The organism is Flexivirga lutea (assembly GCF_054778955.1).
Map to the genome: position 1 here is coordinate 1158200 of NZ_BAAGZB010000002.1, position 18036 is coordinate 1176235.

18 protein-coding genes are annotated in these 18036 nt (G+C 68.6%); 12 read left to right on the top strand and 6 right to left on the bottom strand.

Annotation, left to right across the window (positions count from 1 at the left end; all coding sequences use genetic code 11):
- Positions 1-26: 26 nt before the first annotated feature.
- Positions 27-542 carry a hypothetical protein gene (locus ACYVBN_RS11925; RefSeq protein ID WP_460600704.1) on the top strand — a complete coding sequence of 172 codons (516 nt, stop codon included), beginning with the start codon at positions 27-29 and terminating at the stop codon, positions 540-542.
- 18 nt (positions 543-560) lie between these two features.
- Positions 561-1001 carry a type II 3-dehydroquinate dehydratase gene (gene aroQ / locus ACYVBN_RS11930; RefSeq protein WP_460600705.1) on the top strand — a complete coding sequence of 147 codons (441 nt, stop codon included), beginning with the start codon at positions 561-563 and terminating at the stop codon, positions 999-1001.
- A gap of 113 nt (positions 1002-1114) precedes the next feature.
- Here aroQ and ACYVBN_RS11935 read toward each other — a convergent pair whose 3' ends face one another.
- Entirely contained in the window at positions 1115-2974 is a 1860-nt protein-coding gene (locus tag ACYVBN_RS11935) for an acyl-CoA dehydrogenase (protein ID WP_460600706.1), read from the bottom strand.
- A 178-nt stretch (positions 2975-3152) separates the two neighbouring features.
- Between ACYVBN_RS11935 and ACYVBN_RS11940 the strand changes: the two genes are divergently transcribed.
- Positions 3153-3773, top strand: coding sequence for a CYTH domain-containing protein (locus ACYVBN_RS11940; protein ID WP_460600707.1), 621 nt, complete (start codon positions 3153-3155; stop codon positions 3771-3773).
- Here the strand turns inward: ACYVBN_RS11940 and ACYVBN_RS11945 are convergent, their stop codons facing one another.
- From ACYVBN_RS11945 to ACYVBN_RS11960, 4 genes are all read right to left on the bottom strand, one after another.
- Positions 3774-4850 carry an NAD-dependent epimerase/dehydratase family protein gene (locus ACYVBN_RS11945; RefSeq protein ID WP_460600708.1) on the bottom strand — a complete coding sequence of 359 codons (1077 nt, stop codon included), beginning with the start codon at positions 4848-4850 and terminating at the stop codon, positions 3774-3776. It abuts the gene before it with no gap.
- A complete protein-coding gene (locus tag ACYVBN_RS11950; RefSeq protein WP_460600709.1) occupies positions 4847-5590 on the bottom strand; it encodes an IspD/TarI family cytidylyltransferase in 744 nt (247 codons plus the stop codon). The genes ACYVBN_RS11945 and ACYVBN_RS11950 overlap by 4 nt, the downstream gene beginning before the upstream one ends.
- Positions 5587-7434, bottom strand: coding sequence for a CDP-glycerol glycerophosphotransferase family protein (locus tag ACYVBN_RS11955; RefSeq protein WP_460600710.1), 1848 nt, complete (start codon positions 7432-7434; stop codon positions 5587-5589). Before ACYVBN_RS11955 ends, ACYVBN_RS11950 begins: the two co-directional genes overlap by 4 nt.
- A 93-nt stretch (positions 7435-7527) precedes the next feature.
- A complete protein-coding gene (locus tag ACYVBN_RS11960; RefSeq protein WP_440281484.1) occupies positions 7528-8604 on the bottom strand; it encodes an acyltransferase family protein in 1077 nt (358 codons plus the stop codon).
- 105 nt (positions 8605-8709) lie between these two features.
- Between ACYVBN_RS11960 and ACYVBN_RS11965 the strand changes: the two genes are divergently transcribed.
- Positions 8710-9180 carry a Fur family transcriptional regulator gene (locus tag ACYVBN_RS11965; RefSeq protein WP_460600711.1) on the top strand — a complete coding sequence of 157 codons (471 nt, stop codon included), beginning with the start codon at positions 8710-8712 and terminating at the stop codon, positions 9178-9180.
- 45 nt (positions 9181-9225) lie between these two features.
- Here the strand turns inward: ACYVBN_RS11965 and paaZ are convergent, their stop codons facing one another.
- Positions 9226-11238 (bottom strand): phenylacetic acid degradation bifunctional protein PaaZ, encoded by a 2013-nt coding sequence (gene paaZ, locus ACYVBN_RS11970; protein ID WP_460600849.1) that lies wholly within the window; start codon positions 11236-11238, stop codon positions 9226-9228.
- Positions 11239-11348: 110 nt separating this feature from the next.
- Between paaZ and paaA the strand changes: the two genes are divergently transcribed.
- The 8 genes from paaA to ACYVBN_RS12010 are packed head-to-tail and all read left to right on the top strand — an operon-like array spanning position 11349 to position 17970.
- Positions 11349-12359: a 1,2-phenylacetyl-CoA epoxidase subunit PaaA gene (paaA, locus tag ACYVBN_RS11975; protein ID WP_460600712.1), complete on the top strand. Its 1011-nt coding sequence runs from the start codon at positions 11349-11351 to the stop codon at positions 12357-12359.
- Positions 12352-12645: a 1,2-phenylacetyl-CoA epoxidase subunit PaaB gene (paaB, locus tag ACYVBN_RS11980; RefSeq protein ID WP_440281487.1), complete on the top strand. Its 294-nt coding sequence runs from the start codon at positions 12352-12354 to the stop codon at positions 12643-12645. Before paaA ends, paaB begins: the two co-directional genes overlap by 8 nt.
- Positions 12646-12655: 10 nt before the next feature.
- Positions 12656-13582: a 1,2-phenylacetyl-CoA epoxidase subunit PaaC gene (paaC, locus tag ACYVBN_RS11985; RefSeq protein ID WP_460600713.1), complete on the top strand. Its 927-nt coding sequence runs from the start codon at positions 12656-12658 to the stop codon at positions 13580-13582.
- 4 nt (positions 13583-13586) lie between these two features.
- Positions 13587-14099: a PaaD family protein gene (paaD, locus tag ACYVBN_RS11990; protein ID WP_460600714.1), complete on the top strand. Its 513-nt coding sequence runs from the start codon at positions 13587-13589 to the stop codon at positions 14097-14099.
- Complete coding sequence (gene paaE / locus ACYVBN_RS11995; protein ID WP_460600715.1) at positions 14100-15188, top strand: 1,2-phenylacetyl-CoA epoxidase subunit PaaE; 1089 nt, start codon at positions 14100-14102, stop codon at positions 15186-15188.
- A 36-nt stretch (positions 15189-15224) separates the two neighbouring features.
- The gene (locus ACYVBN_RS12000; protein WP_440281491.1) at positions 15225-16391 is read left to right on the top strand and encodes a thiolase family protein; all 1167 of its coding nucleotides are present in this window, start codon (positions 15225-15227) and stop codon (positions 16389-16391) included.
- On the top strand, positions 16388-17128 hold the full coding sequence (locus ACYVBN_RS12005; protein WP_440281492.1) for an enoyl-CoA hydratase/isomerase family protein: 741 nt from the start codon (positions 16388-16390) through the stop codon (positions 17126-17128). Before ACYVBN_RS12000 ends, ACYVBN_RS12005 begins: the two co-directional genes overlap by 4 nt.
- Positions 17125-17970, top strand: a complete 846-nt coding sequence (locus tag ACYVBN_RS12010; RefSeq protein ID WP_460600716.1) for a 3-hydroxyacyl-CoA dehydrogenase family protein — start codon at positions 17125-17127, stop codon at positions 17968-17970. The genes ACYVBN_RS12005 and ACYVBN_RS12010 overlap by 4 nt, the downstream gene beginning before the upstream one ends.
- Positions 17971-18036 lie beyond the last annotated feature (66 nt).

Here is an 18036-nt window from a genome sequence, read left to right on the forward strand (position 1 = left end):
TAATCATGTAAGCGTGTAATCGAGGCATGGACACGATTGCCGGATGGTTCGCGGGTCGCCTACCCGATGAGTGGTTTGACGGCGCACCGGAGGTCACGGTCGATCGCGACGAGATCGTGGTCGTCGGCAGGTTGCCGGCACCGGAGGTCGACGGCGACGAGGCGGACGGTGCCAGTGCCGCGGAGAGCGGCCGGATCAAGCGCTGGCGTGAGGACACCCGTGGCAAGCGCATGCGCATCGCCGACGAGGCGGAGCGTCGCTTCGGCGCGAAGGTCGCCTGGGGCGCGGTGTGTGGTGAGACGCGGCAGCTCTTCACCAACCTGTCGGTGCCGGTGATGACCCGGCTGCGGCAGCCGGAGCGTCGGGTGTTGGACACCCTCGTCGACGCCGGTGTCGCCCGGTCCCGCTCGGAAGCGCTCGCCTGGTGCGTGCGACTGGTCGGTCAGCACGAGGACGAGTGGATCGGCCGGCTGCGGGAAGCGGTGTCGGCGGTGCACGACGTCCGCGATGAGGGCCCGGCAGCGGGCTCCGGCGCCCGCTGAGCCGTCATACTTGAGCCCATGACGCGCCCGACGTTCGCTGTGCTCAACGGTCCCAACCTCAATCTGCTCGGCACCCGAGAGCCCGATCTGTATGGCGCAGAACGCCTCTCCGACATACAGCAGCGGTGCGAGACGGTGGCGGCCGAGCTCGACGTCGCGGTCGAGTTCTTCCAGAGCAACCACGAGGGCGCCCTGGTGGACGAGATCCAGCGACGCCGGGCGGACTCCGGCATCGTGCTCAATGCCGGCGCCTACACGCACACCTCGATCGCGATCCGGGACGCGCTCGCGGCGGTCCAGGTGCCGTTCGTGGAGGTGCACGTCTCCAACGTCTTCGCCAGGGAGGACTTCCGGCACCGCTCCTACCTGTCCGACCTCGCCTCCGGTGTGATCGTCGGCTGCGGCGCCGACGGCTACGAGTTCGCTCTCCGTCGCCTCGTCGCTCTCGCCACCGCCTGAACGCCGAGAGGACACGAAACATACTGAGGGGACACGAAAATCCGGGCCAGGTGGCCCGGATTTCGTGTCCCCTCAGTGCCGTTGGTGTCCTCTCGGCGAAAGGGAGCGCGGTGTCAGAAGGACTCTTCGGGCAGCTCCATCAGGTCCAGGCCGGTGGCCTCGGCGATGGCGCGCTCGGCGGTGATCTTCGGCAGCACGTTGGCGGCGTAGAACTTCGCCGCCGCGACTTTGCCCCGGTAGAACGCCTCGTCGGAGCCGGCGTCGCCGGCGTCCAGGCGTGCCTGCGCCACCTCGGCGCCGCGCAGCAGCAGCCAGCCGATGACCAGGTCGCCGGCGGCGAGCAGGAAGCGCGAAGTGTTGAGACCGACCTTGTAGATCTCCTTCGCCTTGCCCTCCTCGAGCGCCGACATCGCGGTGGTGGCCAACCATTCGGCGATGCCCTGCACGTCGGCCAGTGCGGTGCCGAGCAGTTCGCGCTCGGCCTGCAGGCCGTCGTGACCGTCGCCGCCCTTGACCGTCTCGGTGATCAGTCCGGCCAGGTGCATCAGTGAGGCGAATTGGTCCTTGACGATCTTGCGGAAGAAGAAGTCCTGCCCCTGGATCGCGGTCGTGCCCTCGTAGAGGGTGTCGATCTTGGCGTCTCGGACGTACTGCTCGACCGGGTAGTCCTGCAGGAAGCCGGAGCCACCGAAGGTCTGCAGGGACTCGGTGCCCAGCAGCACCCAGGCGCGCTCGGAGCCGACGCCCTTGACGATCGGCAGCAGCAGGTCGTTGAGCTTGCCGGCCATCTCCGCGGCCGAACCCGGCTCGGGCTGCTCGGAACCGGTGCGCAGGAACTCCTGGTCGACGATGTCCTGCTGGGTGGCGGTGTAGAGCACCAGCGAGCGCAGGCCCTCGGCATACGCCTTCTGCAACATCAGGCTGCGGCGCACGTCCGGGTGGTGGGTGATCGTGACGCGCGGCGCATCCTTGGCCGGCGTCGTCATGTCGGCGCCCTGCACGCGCTGCTTGGCGTAGTCGAGGGCGTTGAGATAGCCGGTCGAGAGCGTCGCGATGGCCTTGGTGCCGACCAGCATGCGCGCGTGCTCGATGACCCGGAACATCTGCGCGATGCCGTCGTGCACATCACCGAGCAGCGTCCCCACGGCCGGCTCGCCGTCGCCGAAGGTCAGCTCGCAGGTGGTCGAAACCTTCAGTCCCATCTTGTGCTCGACATTGGTGACGTAGACACCGTTGCGGTCGCCGAGCTCACCGGTCTCGAGGTCGACGTGGTACTTCGGCACGATGAACAGCGACAGGCCCTTGGTGCCCGCGCCGGCGCCCTCGGGGCGGGCGAGCACGAAGTGCACGATGTTGTCGGTCATGTCCTGCTCGCCGGAGGTGATGAAGCGCTTGACCCCGGTGAGGTGCCAGGTGCCGTCGGGCTGCTGCACGGCCTTGGTGCGGCCGGCGCCGACGTCCGAGCCCGCGTCGGGCTCGGTGAGCACCATGGTGCCGCCCCAGGAGCCCTGCGCCATCCACCGGGCGAGCTTCTTCTGGTCGTCGTTGCCCAGGATGTGCAGCAGTTTGCTGAAGGCGAAGGTCGCGGCATACATGCCGATCGCCGGGTTGGCGCCGAGGATCAGCTCGTTCATCGCCCACTTCAGCGATGGCGGCACGACGGTGCCGTCGAACTCCTTGGGTAGGTCGACGGCCTGGAAGCCGGAGTCGAGGTAGGCCTGGTAGGACTTCTTGAAGCTCTCCGGCAGAGTCGCGGTCTTGGTCTGCGGGTCGTAGACCGGGGGATTGCGGTCGGAGTCGAGCAGGCTCTCGGCGAGCTCGTTCTCGGCGAGGCGGGCCAGCTCCTTGAGCATCTCGCTCGCGGTGTCGGCGTCCACCTCGTCATACGGCCCGGAGCCGAGGACCTCGCCACGGCCGAGCACCTCGAAGAGGTTGAACTCCAAGTCCCGGACATTGCTCTTGTAGTGCGACACGGTTCCTCCAGATAGACCCTACTCGTCGGTAACTTCATTGTGCTACTGACCAGTACAACGCGCAAACGCGGGGGTACGGCAACGACTCCGACGCGGCGGTGACAGGCTCGTGGGGAGCGGGTATGGCGCACGACGTGCCGGGATCGGCGCACCCACGCGAACGAGGAGGACGATCGGTATGACGGCGGCCGAGCAGCACGAGGAGATCGAGCGGAAGTTCGCGCTCGGGCCCGACGACGAGGTGCCCGACCCGGTGGACTGGCCCGGCGTGGTCACCGCTGCCCAGCCCCAGCGGTTCGCCCTGGACGCGCTCTACTACGACACCGAGGACCTGCGGCTGGTCACCGCGGGTGTCACCCTGCGCCGACGCACCGGCGGATCGGACGACGGCTGGCACCTGAAGGTGCCCGGGGACGGCGAGGGCCGCATCGAGCACGCACTGCCGCTGGGTGCCGCGGAGGAGGGCCCGCCGGGCGAGTTCGTCCAGCAGGTCGCCCAGTGGACCGGCGACGCGCCGCTGCGGCCGATCTGCCGCGTACGCACCACCCGGGTGGAGCGTCGTCTCGACGGACCGGACGGGGCGGTGGCCAGCCTGTGCGACGACCGGGTGGCGACGCACAACCTGCTCGATCCGCGACTCGACCAGCGCTGGCACGAGTTCGAGGTGGAACTGACCGGCGACGGCAGCCTGGACTTCCTGGATGCCGTCACCGCGCACCTGACCGGACTCGGCGTCCCCCAGGTCTCGATCGCCTCCAAGCTGCGGACGGCGCTGACCCCTGCGGGCGCCGGCGACTGATCACTCCAGGTGGTGGGCCACCATGCGCGCCACGCCCTCGGCCGGCGACACCTCGGCCCGCCATCCGAGCGCGGCGAGGCGGCTGCTGTCCAGCCCCTGGCCGGGCGACGGCTGATAGGCGCGCGAGTCGTCCGGATGAGTGAACTCCAGCTCTATCGGCACGCCCGGCCGTGACTGGGCGAACAGCTCGGCCAACTGCCGGATGGAGATCAGCCCGGCCCGGTCGGCGACGTTGTAGGCCAGATGCTCGCCGCCTCGCAACCATGTCGTGAACAGGCCCGCGATTGCGTCCGAGACATAGGTGTACGTGCGCACCGCCGCGCCGGCGCTGTTGAGCACGATGTTGCGGCCGGCGACCGCCGCCGCGGCGAAATCGGCCTGCACCCGACCGTCGTCCAGCGCCATACCGGGACCGTAGATGTGACCGAAACGACAGATCCGCACACCGAGGCCGTGCTGTGCGTGGTAGCAGGCACACAGCGTCTCCGCGGCCCGCTTTCCCTCGGAGTAGCAGGCACGCGGGTTGAGGATGTCGAAGCCGCCGAAGTCGTCCTCGGCGATCAGCGTGCGACCGGCCGGCTGGGCGCCGTACACCTCCGCCGACGACATGGTGAGGAACGTCGACGCGCCACGGTCCACCGCGAATTGGAGCATGTTCTCGGTGCCGTTGAGGTTGGCCCGGAGCGTGCCGATCGGGTTGCTCGCGTGCAGTGCGGGCCGCGCCGGGCTGGCACCGTGGACGACGGCATCGAACCTGCCGTCGATCGCTCCCGGGTCCAGGTCCGACACGTCGGCGGCCACCAGCGTCAGGTCTGCACGGTCGGCAGCGCCACCGAAGGTCGGCGCAGCCTGGGCGACGTCGCGCACCAGCGCGACCACCTCGATCCCTGCATCGGATCGATCGTTGAGGCCGAGCAGCGTGCGCCAGACGTAGGACCCCAGCATGCCGCGGGCGCCGGTGACCAGGATCCGTTGGCCGGCCAGGTCGCCCCAGGGCAGGTCACTGTGCAGGATGCGAGCGACGTCCCCGTCGACGATGCTGCCCGCGCCCTGCTGCGGGCGTGCGGCGTCGCTCATATCCCGGTGACCTGCCGGTTCTCGATGAGCTCGAAGAACGTTCGGCAGATGTAGAAGTCCTCCGCGGTCGTGATCTTGATGTTGGACCGTGGGCCCTCGACGCGGTGCACCTCGTGGCCGTAACGGAACATCAGCGACACCGAGTCGATCGAGTCGTGCTCACCCTCGCTGACCGCACGGTCGTAGGCTCCGAGCACCTCGTCCAGGCGGAAGGTCTGCGGCGCCTGCGCCGAGTAGATGGTGTCGCGCGGAATGATCTTCTCGATGACCTCCGACGGCGACGACGCGATCGTCTCGTTGAACTTCGTGCACGTCGCCGCCGATCCGTGCTCGCGCGCCGCCTCGATGTTGCGGGTGATCAAGCTCTCGTCGATGAGCGGCCGGACTCCGTCGTGGAGCAACACGATCGTGTCGCCGCCGAAGGTGTCGGCAACCGCCTTCAGCGCGTTGTGCCGCGACTCCTGCCCGGTGGCGCCACCGTCGACGACCCAGCGCACCTTGGTCAGGTCGTACCACCGCACCAAGCGCTCCAGTTGTGGGCGCATCGCCGGCAGGATCGCAATGGCGATGGCGTCGACGTCCGGGTGGTTCTGGAAGTGCTCGAGGGTGTGCACGATGATCGGCTTGCCGTGGATCTCCAAGAATTGCTTGGGGACGGCGGCCTTCCCCATGCGGGAACCCACGCCTCCGGCGAAGATCACCGCGACGTTGGCGGGGCGGTTCGGGGCAGCGTCGTTCATGGGACCCTCTCGGTGACGGTTTCGGTCGTTGCCTCGGTGGGTGAGCCGTCGACACCGAACCGCAGATCCGCGGCGCTCTCCGGTTGCCGGGTCGGTGGCTCACCCAGGATCAGCCAGTCGATGACCCGGTCGGAGGAGTGGGTGTCGACGTGGTCGAAGTTCTCCTTCCGGAAACCGGCGATCTTCCACGTGTCGAAGTCGTTCTCGGTCAGTGCCCGGACCAATCCCTCGGAGTCCGCGACGATCTTGCCGGGTGCGGTCAACGAGTAGTCACGGTGGAAGCCGCGCGTCGCCGAGTAGATCTCCTGGTCGTAGGCGAAGAAGACCATCGGCCGGTCGAGCAGGGAGTATTCGTAGATGACCGAGGAGTAGTCGGTGATGAGGACATCGACACTGTGCAGCAGGTCGTTCGTGTCCGGGTAGTCACCGACGTCGAAGATGCGATCGGCGAACTCCGCCGGGATCGGCGGCTTCTCGTGGATGAAGTGGTGCATCCGGAACAGGAAGACCGAGTCCTCACCCATCGCGGCGTGGATGGCGGCGAGGTCGAGCCGGTCGTAGTCGTAGTACCCGTCCTTGATGCCACGGCCGCGGAAGGTCGGCGCGAACAGGATGACCCTTTTCCCGGCGAACTGCGGATAGCGGGCGGCGAACTCCTGCCTCACGCGCGCGATCCGCTCCGGGTCGAGGAACACGTCGATACGCGGAAGACCCGTCGGGATGACCGACTTCTCCTCGATGCCGAAAGCCTCGGCATACACGCCCGTCAGGTGGGTCGAACCGCAGATCGCGTAGGTGTAGCTGCGGTGGGAGTTGGTCAACTTCGGCGAACCGTACCGCCCGAACCGGCTGAAACCGATGGACTTGAACCCGCTGCCCGCGTGCCACAACTGGACCAGGACCGCCTTGGGATCCAGCTTGAGGCTGAGCAGCATGCTGAAGTAGTCGTCGATCAGGATGTAGTCCGACGTGGCGATCAGCCAGATGGTGCGCACCGTGTTGAGCTTGTTGGACGTCTTCGGGGTGCGGAAGGAGTAGCGGAACTCGTAGTCCTGGTCCAGCCCGCGCTGCACCATCCGATCGCGCACCTGCAGCAGGTTGCCGCCGAGTGCATCGCGCGCCTCGGAGGCGAACAGGATCCGCTTGCCGTTCGGCGGCTTCACCCGACGGGCGACGGCATACACCTGATTGGCGAGCTTGACGCGGGTGTCGTGGCTGGTGACCCTGCTCTTCAGCTTGCGCAGCGGGTTGCGGGTCTTCTTCCCCGTGCCGCGGCCCAGCGCGTAGGTGCGCACGACGAATTCGGGGCGGATGTCGTCCTCGGTGACGTCGAAGTTGACGACGTATGCCGAACGGTTCTGGTTGTACAGGTAGGTGCGGGAGGCCGGCTCGAGCTCACCGACCCGGCTGAGCGGGAAGGCGGCGCCGGCACCCACGGCCACTCCGCCGTAGGTCGGCACGACGCGCCACGATCCGTTCGGCACCGCCTTGCGCTTGTGGAAGTTGGTGACGTTGATGGTGAGCCGGTAGTAACCGTCGTCGTCGACCTCGACCGGGATCTCCAGCAGGCGCTGGCCGTCCAGCAGTGCGAAACCCAGCGACGCGGACAACTCCGCGATGTCCGAGGGCGGCTCCGGCGGCACGAAGCCGTCCGGTGCGATGCAGTCGCGCGCTTCCTCGACCGGGCTGTCGAAGCGCTCGGCGACCAGTAACGGCAGGGGGTCGCCGAGTGCGTTGACCATCGCAGGGGTGGGTGCCGCGGGGTCAACGGCCTCGATGCGGACCAGCAGGCCGAGGTGGACCCGGTCCCACGCGATCTCACTGATCGTTGTCTCTACCTGCACCCGACGGGTCCTCTCGATGTGTTCGGTCTCGTGCGTGCGCAGTGCGCCGGCCGGCGAAGCCGGCGTCTGCGCGCGAGGCTGCACTGCATTTTGTCAGTCTGAAGGGTAAACCGGTTTGCGGGGGGACGGGCCAGGAGCACCCAGCAGCCCCAGCAGTCGGCGCCAGGCTCGTTCGTAGCCGCCGACGATCGCGCGCACCGGGGGCGAGGCCAGGAAGAACGCGACGGCGAGGGGACTGAGGACGATGCCGGCGATGAGCAGCTCGTGGTGTCCCAGATGCGGGTGCCACTTCTGCAGTGCGTAGGGCCACGACATGTGCAAGGTGTAGATGCCCAGCGAGTAGGTACCCAGGTGCGTGAAGAACACCTTCCGGCGTGGCAGCAGTCGCCACAGCGTGAAGAGCGCGCCGAGGGTGCACACGACGACGAGCAGTCGCCCACCCATCTCCGCCAGGCTGCTGCCGTCGATGTGCGGATAGGGCGTGTTGCCGTTGAGCAGGGCGATCTTGACGAAGCCGGTCTTCTCGGCGAGCCAGGCGACCGCTGCGATGAACACCAGCGGAACGGCCGCCCAGAAGGCAGGCACCCGCCGGATCCGCTCGACGGTCTCGGACGTGGTGTAGTGGCCCATCAGGAAGAACGGCGCGAACACGAAGATGCGTTCCAGGGAGAGCGTGGTTCCTAGTCTGCTGGTCAACGGCACCAGCAGGGCGATGGCGAGCGAGGTCAGCACCGGCCAGCGCAGCTTGTCCCAGAGCGGAAGCGAGAGTCGCCATACGAGCAGGGCCAGCAGGTACCACATCAGACCGGGCGCGACCCACATCGCCCAGTCCCAACTGCCGAAGAAATAGCGTCGCACCAGGAAGTGGATCAGGCTGAAGCCGACGTACAGGGGGAAGATCGCGGTGAACGCCTTGTCGAAGGCGCGCTGGGGGGAACGCAGCACCTTGCCCGAGAAGTAGGCGAACGCAGGCATGTGGAAGAGGTAGATGAAGTAGTGCGCCCAGCCCATCGCGCGTGAGTCGGAGTGATAGGTCATCACGATGTGGCCCAGCACGACCAGCACGATGAGCACGGCTCGCGAGTTGTCGATGAGCGCGTCACGTGTTCTGGGCGCGGACGGAGCGGCGTCGTGAACCGGGGCGGGGCGCGCGGGCAGTGCTGCTGTCACCGTGGGAAGGCTAGCCGACCGCGAGGGATGGGCCGTCCACCCCGGACGGCGACCCACGCGCTCGGACCGGTGCGATGGTGGACAATCGGGGCCAGGAGGTGCGTCATGCGTCATACCGACGAATCACCGGCGGTGGCCGAGGCGCTCGGGCTCTTGCGGGACAAGGGCGAGCGCGTGACCGCGGCGCGGCGGGCCGTGCTGCAGGTGCTCGACGACGCCAGCGGTCACCTGTGCGCGGAGGACATCGTGACCCGGGTCGACGAGGCTGAGCCCGGGGTGCACCGTGCCACGGTCTACCGGTCGTTGCAGTCGCTGGCCGAGCTGGGCATCGTCGCCCACACGCACGTGCCGGGCAGTGCGACGATCTATCACCTGCGGCACTCGGCGGCCGCCCGGACCGGGCACGCGCACCTGCAGTGCACGACCTGCCAGCGGTTCTTCGACATACCGATCGAATGGCTGGGTCCGATCGGCGACCGGGTGCGGACACAGCTCGGCTTCGAGCTGGACGCCCAGCACGCCGCCCTGCTCGGCACGTGCGCCGAGTGCCGTGCGACGGCCCCGGCCGCCCACTGACGGCCGAGCAGCGGCGGGTCCGCTCCGTGACGCCAGTCCGTGACGCTACTCCTTGGCGACCAACGTGAGCACGTCGTAGGTCGCGACGGCTTCGCCATCCTGGTTGGTGACCAGGCAATCCCACCGGACCTCGCCGTAGTCGGCGGTCTGCCGGGGAGTGATCTGCTTGGCGGTGAGCTGGACGCTGATCGCGTCGCCCGCCTTGACCGGCGTGAGGAACCGCAGGTTGTCGACGCCGAAGTTGGCCAGCACGGGGCCGGGCTCGGGCTCGACGAAGAGGCCCGCGGCCAGTGACACGATGAGGTAACCGTGCGCGACGATGCCACCGAAGATCGGGTTGGCCGCCGCTGCCTCGGGGTCGGTGTGCGCATAGAACGTGTCGCCGGTCCGTGCCGCGAAGTCGTCGATGTCCGCACCGGTGATCGTCCGGCTGCCGGTCTCGACGGTGTCGCCGATCCGCAACTGCGCCAGCGACTTGCGGAACGGATGTATGTCGCCCGTGCCGCGCGCGGACCCGGTGGTCCAGCGTCCGGTGATGGCGGTCAGCATGTCCGGTGAACCCTGGATGGCGGTGCGCTGCATGTGGTGCAGGATCCCGCGCACACCGCCCAGCTCCTCGCCGCCGCCGGCGCGGCCCGGTCCGCCGTGCACCAGCACCGGCAGCGGCGAACCGTGACCGGTCGATTCCTTCGCGTCGTCGCGGTTGAGCACCAGGATGCGCCCGTGCCACGGGGCGACACCGCGCACGAGGTCCCGGGCGACGTCCGGGTCGTGGGTGACGACCGAGCCGACCAGGCTGCCCTTGCCGCGAGCCGCCAGGTGCACTGCGTCCTGGGTGGATCCGTAACCGATGACGGAGGCCACGGGGCCGAACGCCTCCACGTCGTGGACCTGGGTGGCGTCGGCGTGCGCCCGCAGCAGCACCGGTTGCAGGAAGGCGCCGCGCGGGTCGCCGACGGTGGCATCGGGGTCGCCATACACGACGTCGGCGGCCGGGCGCAGGGCCTCGATCGCCTTGCGGACCTCGTCACGTTGCGCGAGCGACGCGAGCGGTCCCATGCGGGTCGACTCGTCGCGCGGATCGCCGACGGTCGTGCGGTCCAGGCGCGCGCTGATCGCGTCGATGACCGGGTCGATCATCGGCTCGGGCACGATGACGCGCCGGATGGCGGTGCACTTCTGCCCGGCCTTGACCGTCATCTCCGTCACGACGCCCTTGACGAACAGGTCGAACTCCGGGTCGTCGGTCGTCACGTCGGTGCCGAGTACCGAGCAGTTGAGTGAATCGGCTTCGACACCGAGGGAAACGCCGCCCGTCAGCACCGACTCGTGCCGGCGCAAGATGCCACCGGTGTGCGCCGAACCGGTGAACGCCACCGAGTCCTGCACGGTGAGTTCGTCGAGCAGCGTGCCGGCACTGCCGGCCAGCAACTGCAGGGTGCCCTCGGGCAGGATGCCGGCCTCGATGACCCTGCGAACGGCGAGTTCGGTGAGGTATGCCGTCTGGCTGGCCGGCTTGACGATGCTCGGCAGGCCGGCGATGAACGCGGGCGCGAGCTTCTCCAGCATGCCCCAGACCGGGAAGTTGAAGGCATTGATCTCGACCGCGACGCCGGGGCGTGAGGTGAAGACGTGCTGGCCGGCGAAGGTGCCGCCCTTGCTCAGCGGCTCCAGCGGGCCGTCGGGGGCCACGGTCGAGTTGGGCAGCTCGCGGCGGGCCTTGCTGGAGTAGCTGAAGACGGTGCCGATGCCGCCGTCGATGTCTACCCACGAGTCCCGGGCGGTGGCACCGGTGCGGTAGGACAGCTCGTAGAGCTCCTCCTTGACCTCGGGGCGCGACAGCGTCAGCGCGACGTCCTTCAGCAGCATCGCCCGCTGGTGGAACGTCAGCTCCCGCAGCGCCGGGCCACCGACCTGCTTGGCGTGGCGGACCATCGCGGCCAGGTCCACGCCCCGGCTGCTGATGCGGGCGACGGTCTCGCCGGTGGTCGCGTCCAGCAGAGCATCTCCCTCGGCGTCGGACCGGAACCACGAACCTGCGGCGTAGCTCTCGAGCATGCGTGCGTCTGTCACTGGATGGCTCCTACGAGTAGTCGTTGCGATCGGCGGCGCTGCGTGCCAGACTAATAACTGACCACTCGGTCTGTAAATACCGCAAGGAGGATCCCGTGCAGGTTGACCAAGCGCCTCTGGAAAAGACTTCCGAGCACGCCCTGCAGGAGGCGTTCGACGCGACCATCGCCGGCAACGACCGCATCGAGCCGCGTGACTGGATGCCGGAGAAATACCGCCAGACACTGATCCGGCAGGTGGCTCAGCACGCGCACTCGGAGATCATCGGGATGCAGCCCGAGGGCAACTGGATCACCCGCGCGCCGTCGCTGCGCCGCAAGGCCGTGTTGTTGGCCAAGGTGCAGGACGAGGCGGGGCACGGGCTCTACCTCTACTCGGCGACCGAGACACTCGGCATCTCCCGGGACGAGCTGACCCGCCGGCTGATCTCCGGCAAGCAGAAGTATTCCTCGATCTTCAACTACCCGACCCTGACGTATGCCGATGTCGGCACCATCGGCTGGCTGGTCGACGGGGCGGCGATCTGCAACCAGGTGCCGCTGTGCCGGACGTCGTACGGCCCCTACGGGCGCGCGATGATCCGCATCTGCAAGGAGGAGTCCTTCCACCAGCGGCAGGGCTACGAACTGCTGATGACGATGATGCGCGGCACCGACGAGCAGCGCGCGATGGTGCAGGAGTCGGTCAACCGCTTCTGGTGGCCCGCACTCATGATGTTCGGTCCGCCGGACGGCGACTCGCCCAACACCGCGCAGTCGATGGAGTGGGGCATCAAGCGGCATACGAACGACGAACTGCGGCAACGCTTCGTCGACATGTCGATGCCCCAGGCGGAGGCGCTGGGTGTGACCTTCCCGGACCCCGAGCTGAAGTGGAACGAGGAACGCGGCTCCTACGACTACGGCGAGCCGGACTGGGGGGAGTTCTGGCACGTGGTCAAGGGCAACGGACCGTGCAATGCGCAGCGGATGGCGCACCGCAAGGCGGCATACGACGAGGGTGCCTGGGTGCGGGAGGCAGCCATGGCATTCGCGAACTCCGCCGGTCGGGTGGGTCGGAGCGCTAGCGGAGGCGGTATCGAGACCAAGGAATCCGAAAATGCCTGAGAACCAACGGGAATGGCCGCTCTACGAGGTGTTCGTGCGCAGCAAGCGAGGCCTCAATCACGTGCACGTCGGGTCGCTGCACGCGCCGGACGCCGAGATGGCACTGCGGCACGCCCGCGACGTCTACACCCGGCGCAACGAGGGTGTGTCCATATGGGTGGTGCGCTCGGCTGACATCACCGCGTCGAGCCCGCAGGAGAAGGACCCGCTCTTCGCACCCAGCGGCGACAAGGTCTACCGGCATCCGACGTTCTACGACATCCCCGACAACGTTCCGCATATGTGAAAGGTCACCCATGAGCGACATACACATTCAGCAGGACACCGAGGGCGAGCACGACAACGCGTACGCCGGGCTGCTGGGCAACGACGCCCACTGGGCGTTCGGCACCGACTTCGAGGACCCGCTCGCCGGCGTCGACACGACCATCCCGGACGGCGTCGACGCCGCCGAATTGGCGCAGTACTGCTTGATGCTCGGCGACGACGCCCTGGTCTACGCGCAGCGGCTCTCGGAGTGGACCAGCCGCGCGCCCGACCTCGAGGAGGACATCGCGATCGCCAACATCGCGCTCGACCTCGTCGGACAGGCGCGACTGCTGCTCGCCAGGGCCGCGGCGGCGGACCCTTCGCTCGTGCCGGTGCTGCCCGAGGGTTCCCCGGTGCCCGACGAGGACCGGCTGGCCTACTTCCGCGACGCCGACGCCTTCCGCAACGTCCGGCTGGCCGAGGTCCCGAACGGTGACTTCGCCGAGCTGGTCGCCCGACTGCTGGTCATGTCGACCTGGCGCTTGACGATCCTGCAGCGATTAGTGAGCCACGCAGACGCGGTGATCGCAGCGATTGCCGCCAAGGGCGTGAAAGAGCTTGCCTACCACCGGGATTTCGCCGGCCGCTGGTTCTTGACGCTCGCCCGGGGCACCGAGGAGTCACACCGCCGGCTGACCGATGCGATGACATCGGTGTGGCCGCTGATCCCCGAGCTGCAGGCCTCGACCGAGGTCGAGGCACACGTCGGTGTCGACCCCGCCGCGGTCGCCGACGAGATGGACGTCGTCATCGATCAGGTCCTGGCTGTCGCCGGTATGACGCCACCGGACGGACCGGCACTCGCCGGCGTGCGTGGCCGCACCGGCCGGCAGGGCATGCATTCCGAGGCGCTGAGCCTGATGCTCGCCGAAATGCAGGTCGTCGCCCGCGCGCATCCGATGGGCCGGTGGTGACCGGATGATGGCAACACTGGAAGCCACTGCGGCAGAGCGCGCCCGGGCCATCGCATCCGAGGTCACCGACCCGGAGCTGCCGATGCTCACGCTCGCCGACCTCGGGGTGCTGCGCGACGTCGCGATCGACGACGACGGCACGGTCGTGGTGGCGATCACACCGACATACTCCGGTTGCCCCGCGATGGCGACGATGCGCGACGACCTCGTGCACCGGTTGACCGATGCCGGGTTCGAGTCGGTGCGCGTGCGCGTCGAGCTCAGCCCGCCCTGGACCACCGACTGGATCAGCGAGGCAGGGCGGAAGGCGTTGGTGGACAACGGCATATCGCCGCCCGGGCAAGCGCCACGCGGCCCGGTCGTGCTGACTCTCGCGCCCACCCGGCGCGCCATACAGTGCCCGCAGTGCGGGTCCGGCGACACCCAGGTGACCAGTGAGTTCGGGAGCACCGCGTGCAAGGCGCTCTACCGCTGCCGTGCCTGCGGGGAGCCCTTCGACCACCTGAAGGAAATCTGAATGACCATCGCACCCGAGGCCAACATCAACGCGCGCACCGCGCCGTTCCACCCGCTGCTGGTGCTGGACATCGAGCAACTGACCGATGACGCCGTCGCCGTGACATTCGACGTGCCGGACGAGCTGAAGGACGAATTCGCTTTCGCCCCAGGGCAGGCGCTGACGTTGCGCCGGGTCGTCGACGGCGTCGAGCATCGGCGCACCTACTCGATCAGTTCTCCGGCCGGCAGCCTGCCACGGATCGGGGTGCGCGAGATCCCGGACGGACTCTTCTCCCGCTGGCTGGTCCGCGACATCCGCCCCGGCGACACCGTCGAGGTGCAGCGCCCGAGTGGGAGTTTCCGGGCCGATCCGGACCAGCCGGCGCGTCATCTGTGCATCGCTGCCGGGTCCGGCATCACCCCGATGCTGTCCATCGCCGCATCGGTGGTCGGCCACCCGGACTCCACCGTCACCGTGCTCTACGGCAATCGGACGACGAACACGGTGATGTTCGCCGAGGAGCTCGCGGATCTGAAGAACGCCCATCACCAACGTTTCGACCTGATCCACGTGCTCTCCCGTGAGCCGCGCGACGTCGAGTTGTTCTCCGGCCGACTCGAGGGCGAGCGGCTGCGGACCATCCTGCGGGAACTCGTGCCGCTGCCGTCGATCGACCATGTCTGGCTGTGCGGTCCGATGGAGATGTTGCAGGAGACCCGGGCAGCCCTGGCGGAGCTCGGCGTCCCGCAGGACCGGATCCATTACGAGCTGTTCTACGTCGACGCGCCGCCGCCGCAACTGCGGCACGCCGACGCGGTCGTGGAGGGCGAAACCGCGTCGCTGACGGTGGTGCTCGACGGCCGCAGCACCACTGCCGCCGTGCCCAGGACCAGCACCGTGCTGGATTCCGCGCAACAGAAACGGCCCGACATGCCGTTCGCCTGTAAGGGCGGCGTCTGCGGCACCTGTCGCGCCAAGGTGACGTCCGGCGAGGTCGAGATGGCGCGCAACTACGCGCTGGAGGACGCCGAGGTCGAGCAGGGCTTCGTCCTCACCTGCCAGAGCTTCCCGATCAGCGACGACGTCACGGTCGACTTCGACGCCTGACCCATCCCACCCGACCACAACGCCAAGGAGCACTGCATGCCGGAAGCCTTCGTCCTCGACGCGATCCGCACACCCATCGGTCGGTACGGCGGGGCGCTCGCCGGGCAGCGACCCGACGACCTCGCCGCGCTGGTCGTCGGCGACGTCGTGCGGCGCTCCGGCATCGACCCCGAGCGCATCGACGAGGTCATCCTCGGCGCCGCCAACCAGGCCGGTGAGGACAACCGCAACGTCGCTCGTATGGCGGTGCTGCTGGCCGGTCTGCCGCAGCGCATCCCCGGGTTCACCGTCAACCGGCTCTGCGCCTCGGGACTGACGTCGATCACGCTGGCACGGCAGATGATCGCCGCCGGCGACGCTGATGTCGTGGTCGCCGGCGGTGTCGAGTCGATGACCCGGGCGCCCTGGGTGCAGGCCAAACCGTCTCGCCCGTGGGCCAAACCCGGTGCCAGCTTCGACACCTCGATCGGCTGGCGCTTCACCAACCCGCGGTTCGATGCGGACACGACGCTGTCGATGCCGCAGACCGCCGAGCGCGTCGCCGAGCAGTGGCAGCTGACCCGCGAGGAGATGGATGCCTTCGCGCTGCAGTCGCACCAGCGGGCGGTCGCGGCGCGCGACGCCGGCAGGTTCGACGACGAGATCGTCGCGGTCGGTGAGGTCACCCGGGACGAGGGGCCCCGACCGGACACCACCGCCGAGAAGCTGGCCACGCTGCGACCGGTCAACAAGCCGGACGGATTGATCACTGCCGGCAATTCCTCGTCGCTGAACGACGGAGCCGCAGCGGTCGTGGTCGTCTCCGAGAAGTTCCTGGCCGAGACCGGCGTGCAGCCGAAGGCCCGCATCGTCGCCGGGGCCAGCGCCGGCGTCGCGCCGGAAATCATGGGCATCGGGCCGGTCCCGGCGACTCGTAAGGCGCTCGATCGCGCGGGCTGGCAAGTGGATTCGCTGGACGCGATCGAACTCAACGAAGCGTTCGCCTCGCAGTCGATCGCGTGCATGCGCGATCTGGCACTGGACGCCGACATCGTCAACTCCGACGGCGGCGCCATCGCGCTGGGACATCCGCTCGGCTGCTCGGGCACCCGGCTGGTGGTCACCCTGTTGCGGCGGATGCGCGACACCGGCGGCACCCGCGGGCTGGCCACCATGTGCGTCGGCGTGGGCCAGGGCTCCGCGCTGCTGCTGGAAACGGCATGAGCGCCGTCGAGCTGGACGAGCGGGAGGACCGGCTCGTCATACGGCTGAACCGGCCGGAGGTGCGCAATGCCATCGACGCCGACACCGTCGCGGCGTTGCACGACGCCTGTGCTCTGCTGGAACGACAGCCGCGGATCGCACTGATCACCGGCAGTGGCGGCATCTTCGCTGCGGGAGCCGACATCCGGCAGCTGCGCGAGCGACGCCGGGAGGACGCACTGCAGGGGATCAACTCCGGCATCTTCGACCGTATCCGCAAGCTGCCGATGCCGGTGATCGCACTCATCGACGGCTACGCGCTCGGCGGTGGAGCCGAACTCGCCTACGCCTGCGACTTCCGGATCGGCACACCGTCGGTCAAGATCGGCAACCCGGAGCCCGGTCTCGGCATCCTCGCCGCCGCCGGCGCGTCGTGGCGACTGGCCGAGCTCGTCGGTGAACCGCTGGCCAAGGAGATCCTGCTGGCCGGGCGGGTCCTGACCGCGCAGGAGGCGCTCGGTTGCCGGCTCCTCAACGACGTGGTGGAACCTGATCAGCTCGAGGCAGCCGGGGCGGCGCTGGCCGACCGGATCGCGCGACAGGCACCGCAGGCCGTGCGGTTGACCAAGTCGGTCTTCCATGCTCCCCGCGAGGCGCACCCACTCATCGATGACATCGCACAGGCGGTGCTCTTCGAGACCGAGGAGAAATACCAACGGATGACCGCATTCCTGGAGCGCAAGGAGCGCACGAAGTGACCAAGGACGTTCTCCCCGCAAGCATCGGCGTCATCGGCGCCGGCCGGATGGGAGCCGGCATCGCCCACGCCTTCCTGCTCGGCGGCGCAGACGTCGTGGTGCTGGAGGGCAGCGACGACGCCGCGATCGCCGGTCGCGAGCGGATCGAGCGCAGCCTCGCCAAGTCCGCGGAACGCGGCCAGACCGCGCACGGTGACCTGTGTATGGCGACCGACCGGGAGGCACTGACCCGGTGCGGCCTGGTCATCGAGGCGGTCCCGGAGGATGCGGAGTTGAAGGCGCAGGTGCTCGGTGACGTCGCCGGGCTGGCGCCCGGCGCCGTACTCGCCACCAACACCAGCTCGCTGTCGGTCACCGCGCTGGCGAACCGCCTGCCGGATCCGACCCGGTTGATCGGCCTGCATTTCTTCAACCCGGTGCCCAGCAGCTCGCTGGTCGAGATCGTGGTGGCCGACACCACGGCGGACGATCTGGTGCGGGCCGCGCAGGGCTGGGTCGCCGCCATCGGCAAAACCGCTGTGACGGTGCGGGATTCGCCGGGTTTCGCCAGCAGTCGGCTGGGCGTCGCGATCGCGCTGGAGGCGATGCGGATGCTCGACGAAGGTGTGGCGACGGCGGAGGACATCGACACCGCGATGACCCTCGGCTACCGGCACCCGGTCGGGCCTCTCCGCACGACCGACCTGGTCGGCCTCGATGTCCGCCTCGCCATCGCCGAACACCTGGAGCAGGAGCTCGGCCCGCGTTTCGCCCCACCGCAGGTGTTGCGCGACAAGGTCGCCGCCGGGCACCTCGGCCGCAAGACCGGTCAGGGTTTCTACGACTGGACCACCGAGAAGTAGCTCCGACGACTTCGGCCCTGCAGGGGTCGCGCCGTGGCGCGATCCCTGCAGGGCCGAGTCGGTCTG

Excerpts from the sequence above, each read along its gene's own strand:
- ACYVBN_RS11925 (WP_460600704.1), top strand. The coding sequence starts at position 27 with ATGGACACGATTGCCGGATGGTTCGCGGGTCGCCTACCCGATGAGTGG.
- aroQ (WP_460600705.1), top strand. The coding sequence starts at position 561 with ATGACGCGCCCGACGTTCGCTGTGCTCAACGGTCCCAACCTCAATCTG.
- ACYVBN_RS11940 (WP_460600707.1), top strand. The coding sequence starts at position 3,153 with ATGACGGCGGCCGAGCAGCACGAGGAGATCGAGCGGAAGTTCGCGCTC.
- ACYVBN_RS11945 (WP_460600708.1), bottom strand. The coding sequence starts at position 4,850 with ATGAGCGACGCCGCACGCCCGCAGCAGGGCGCGGGCAGCATCGTCGAC.
- ACYVBN_RS11950 (WP_460600709.1), bottom strand. The coding sequence starts at position 5,590 with ATGAACGACGCTGCCCCGAACCGCCCCGCCAACGTCGCGGTGATCTTC.
- ACYVBN_RS11965 (WP_460600711.1), top strand. The coding sequence starts at position 8,710 with ATGCGTCATACCGACGAATCACCGGCGGTGGCCGAGGCGCTCGGGCTC.
- paaZ (WP_460600849.1), bottom strand. The coding sequence starts at position 11,238 with ATGCTCGAGAGCTACGCCGCAGGTTCGTGGTTCCGGTCCGACGCCGAG.
- paaB (WP_440281487.1), top strand. The coding sequence starts at position 12,352 with ATGCCTGAGAACCAACGGGAATGGCCGCTCTACGAGGTGTTCGTGCGC.
- paaC (WP_460600713.1), top strand. The coding sequence starts at position 12,656 with ATGAGCGACATACACATTCAGCAGGACACCGAGGGCGAGCACGACAAC.
- paaD (WP_460600714.1), top strand. The coding sequence starts at position 13,587 with ATGATGGCAACACTGGAAGCCACTGCGGCAGAGCGCGCCCGGGCCATC.
- paaE (WP_460600715.1), top strand. The coding sequence starts at position 14,100 with ATGACCATCGCACCCGAGGCCAACATCAACGCGCGCACCGCGCCGTTC.
- ACYVBN_RS12000 (WP_440281491.1), top strand. The coding sequence starts at position 15,225 with ATGCCGGAAGCCTTCGTCCTCGACGCGATCCGCACACCCATCGGTCGG.
- ACYVBN_RS12005 (WP_440281492.1), top strand. The coding sequence starts at position 16,388 with ATGAGCGCCGTCGAGCTGGACGAGCGGGAGGACCGGCTCGTCATACGG.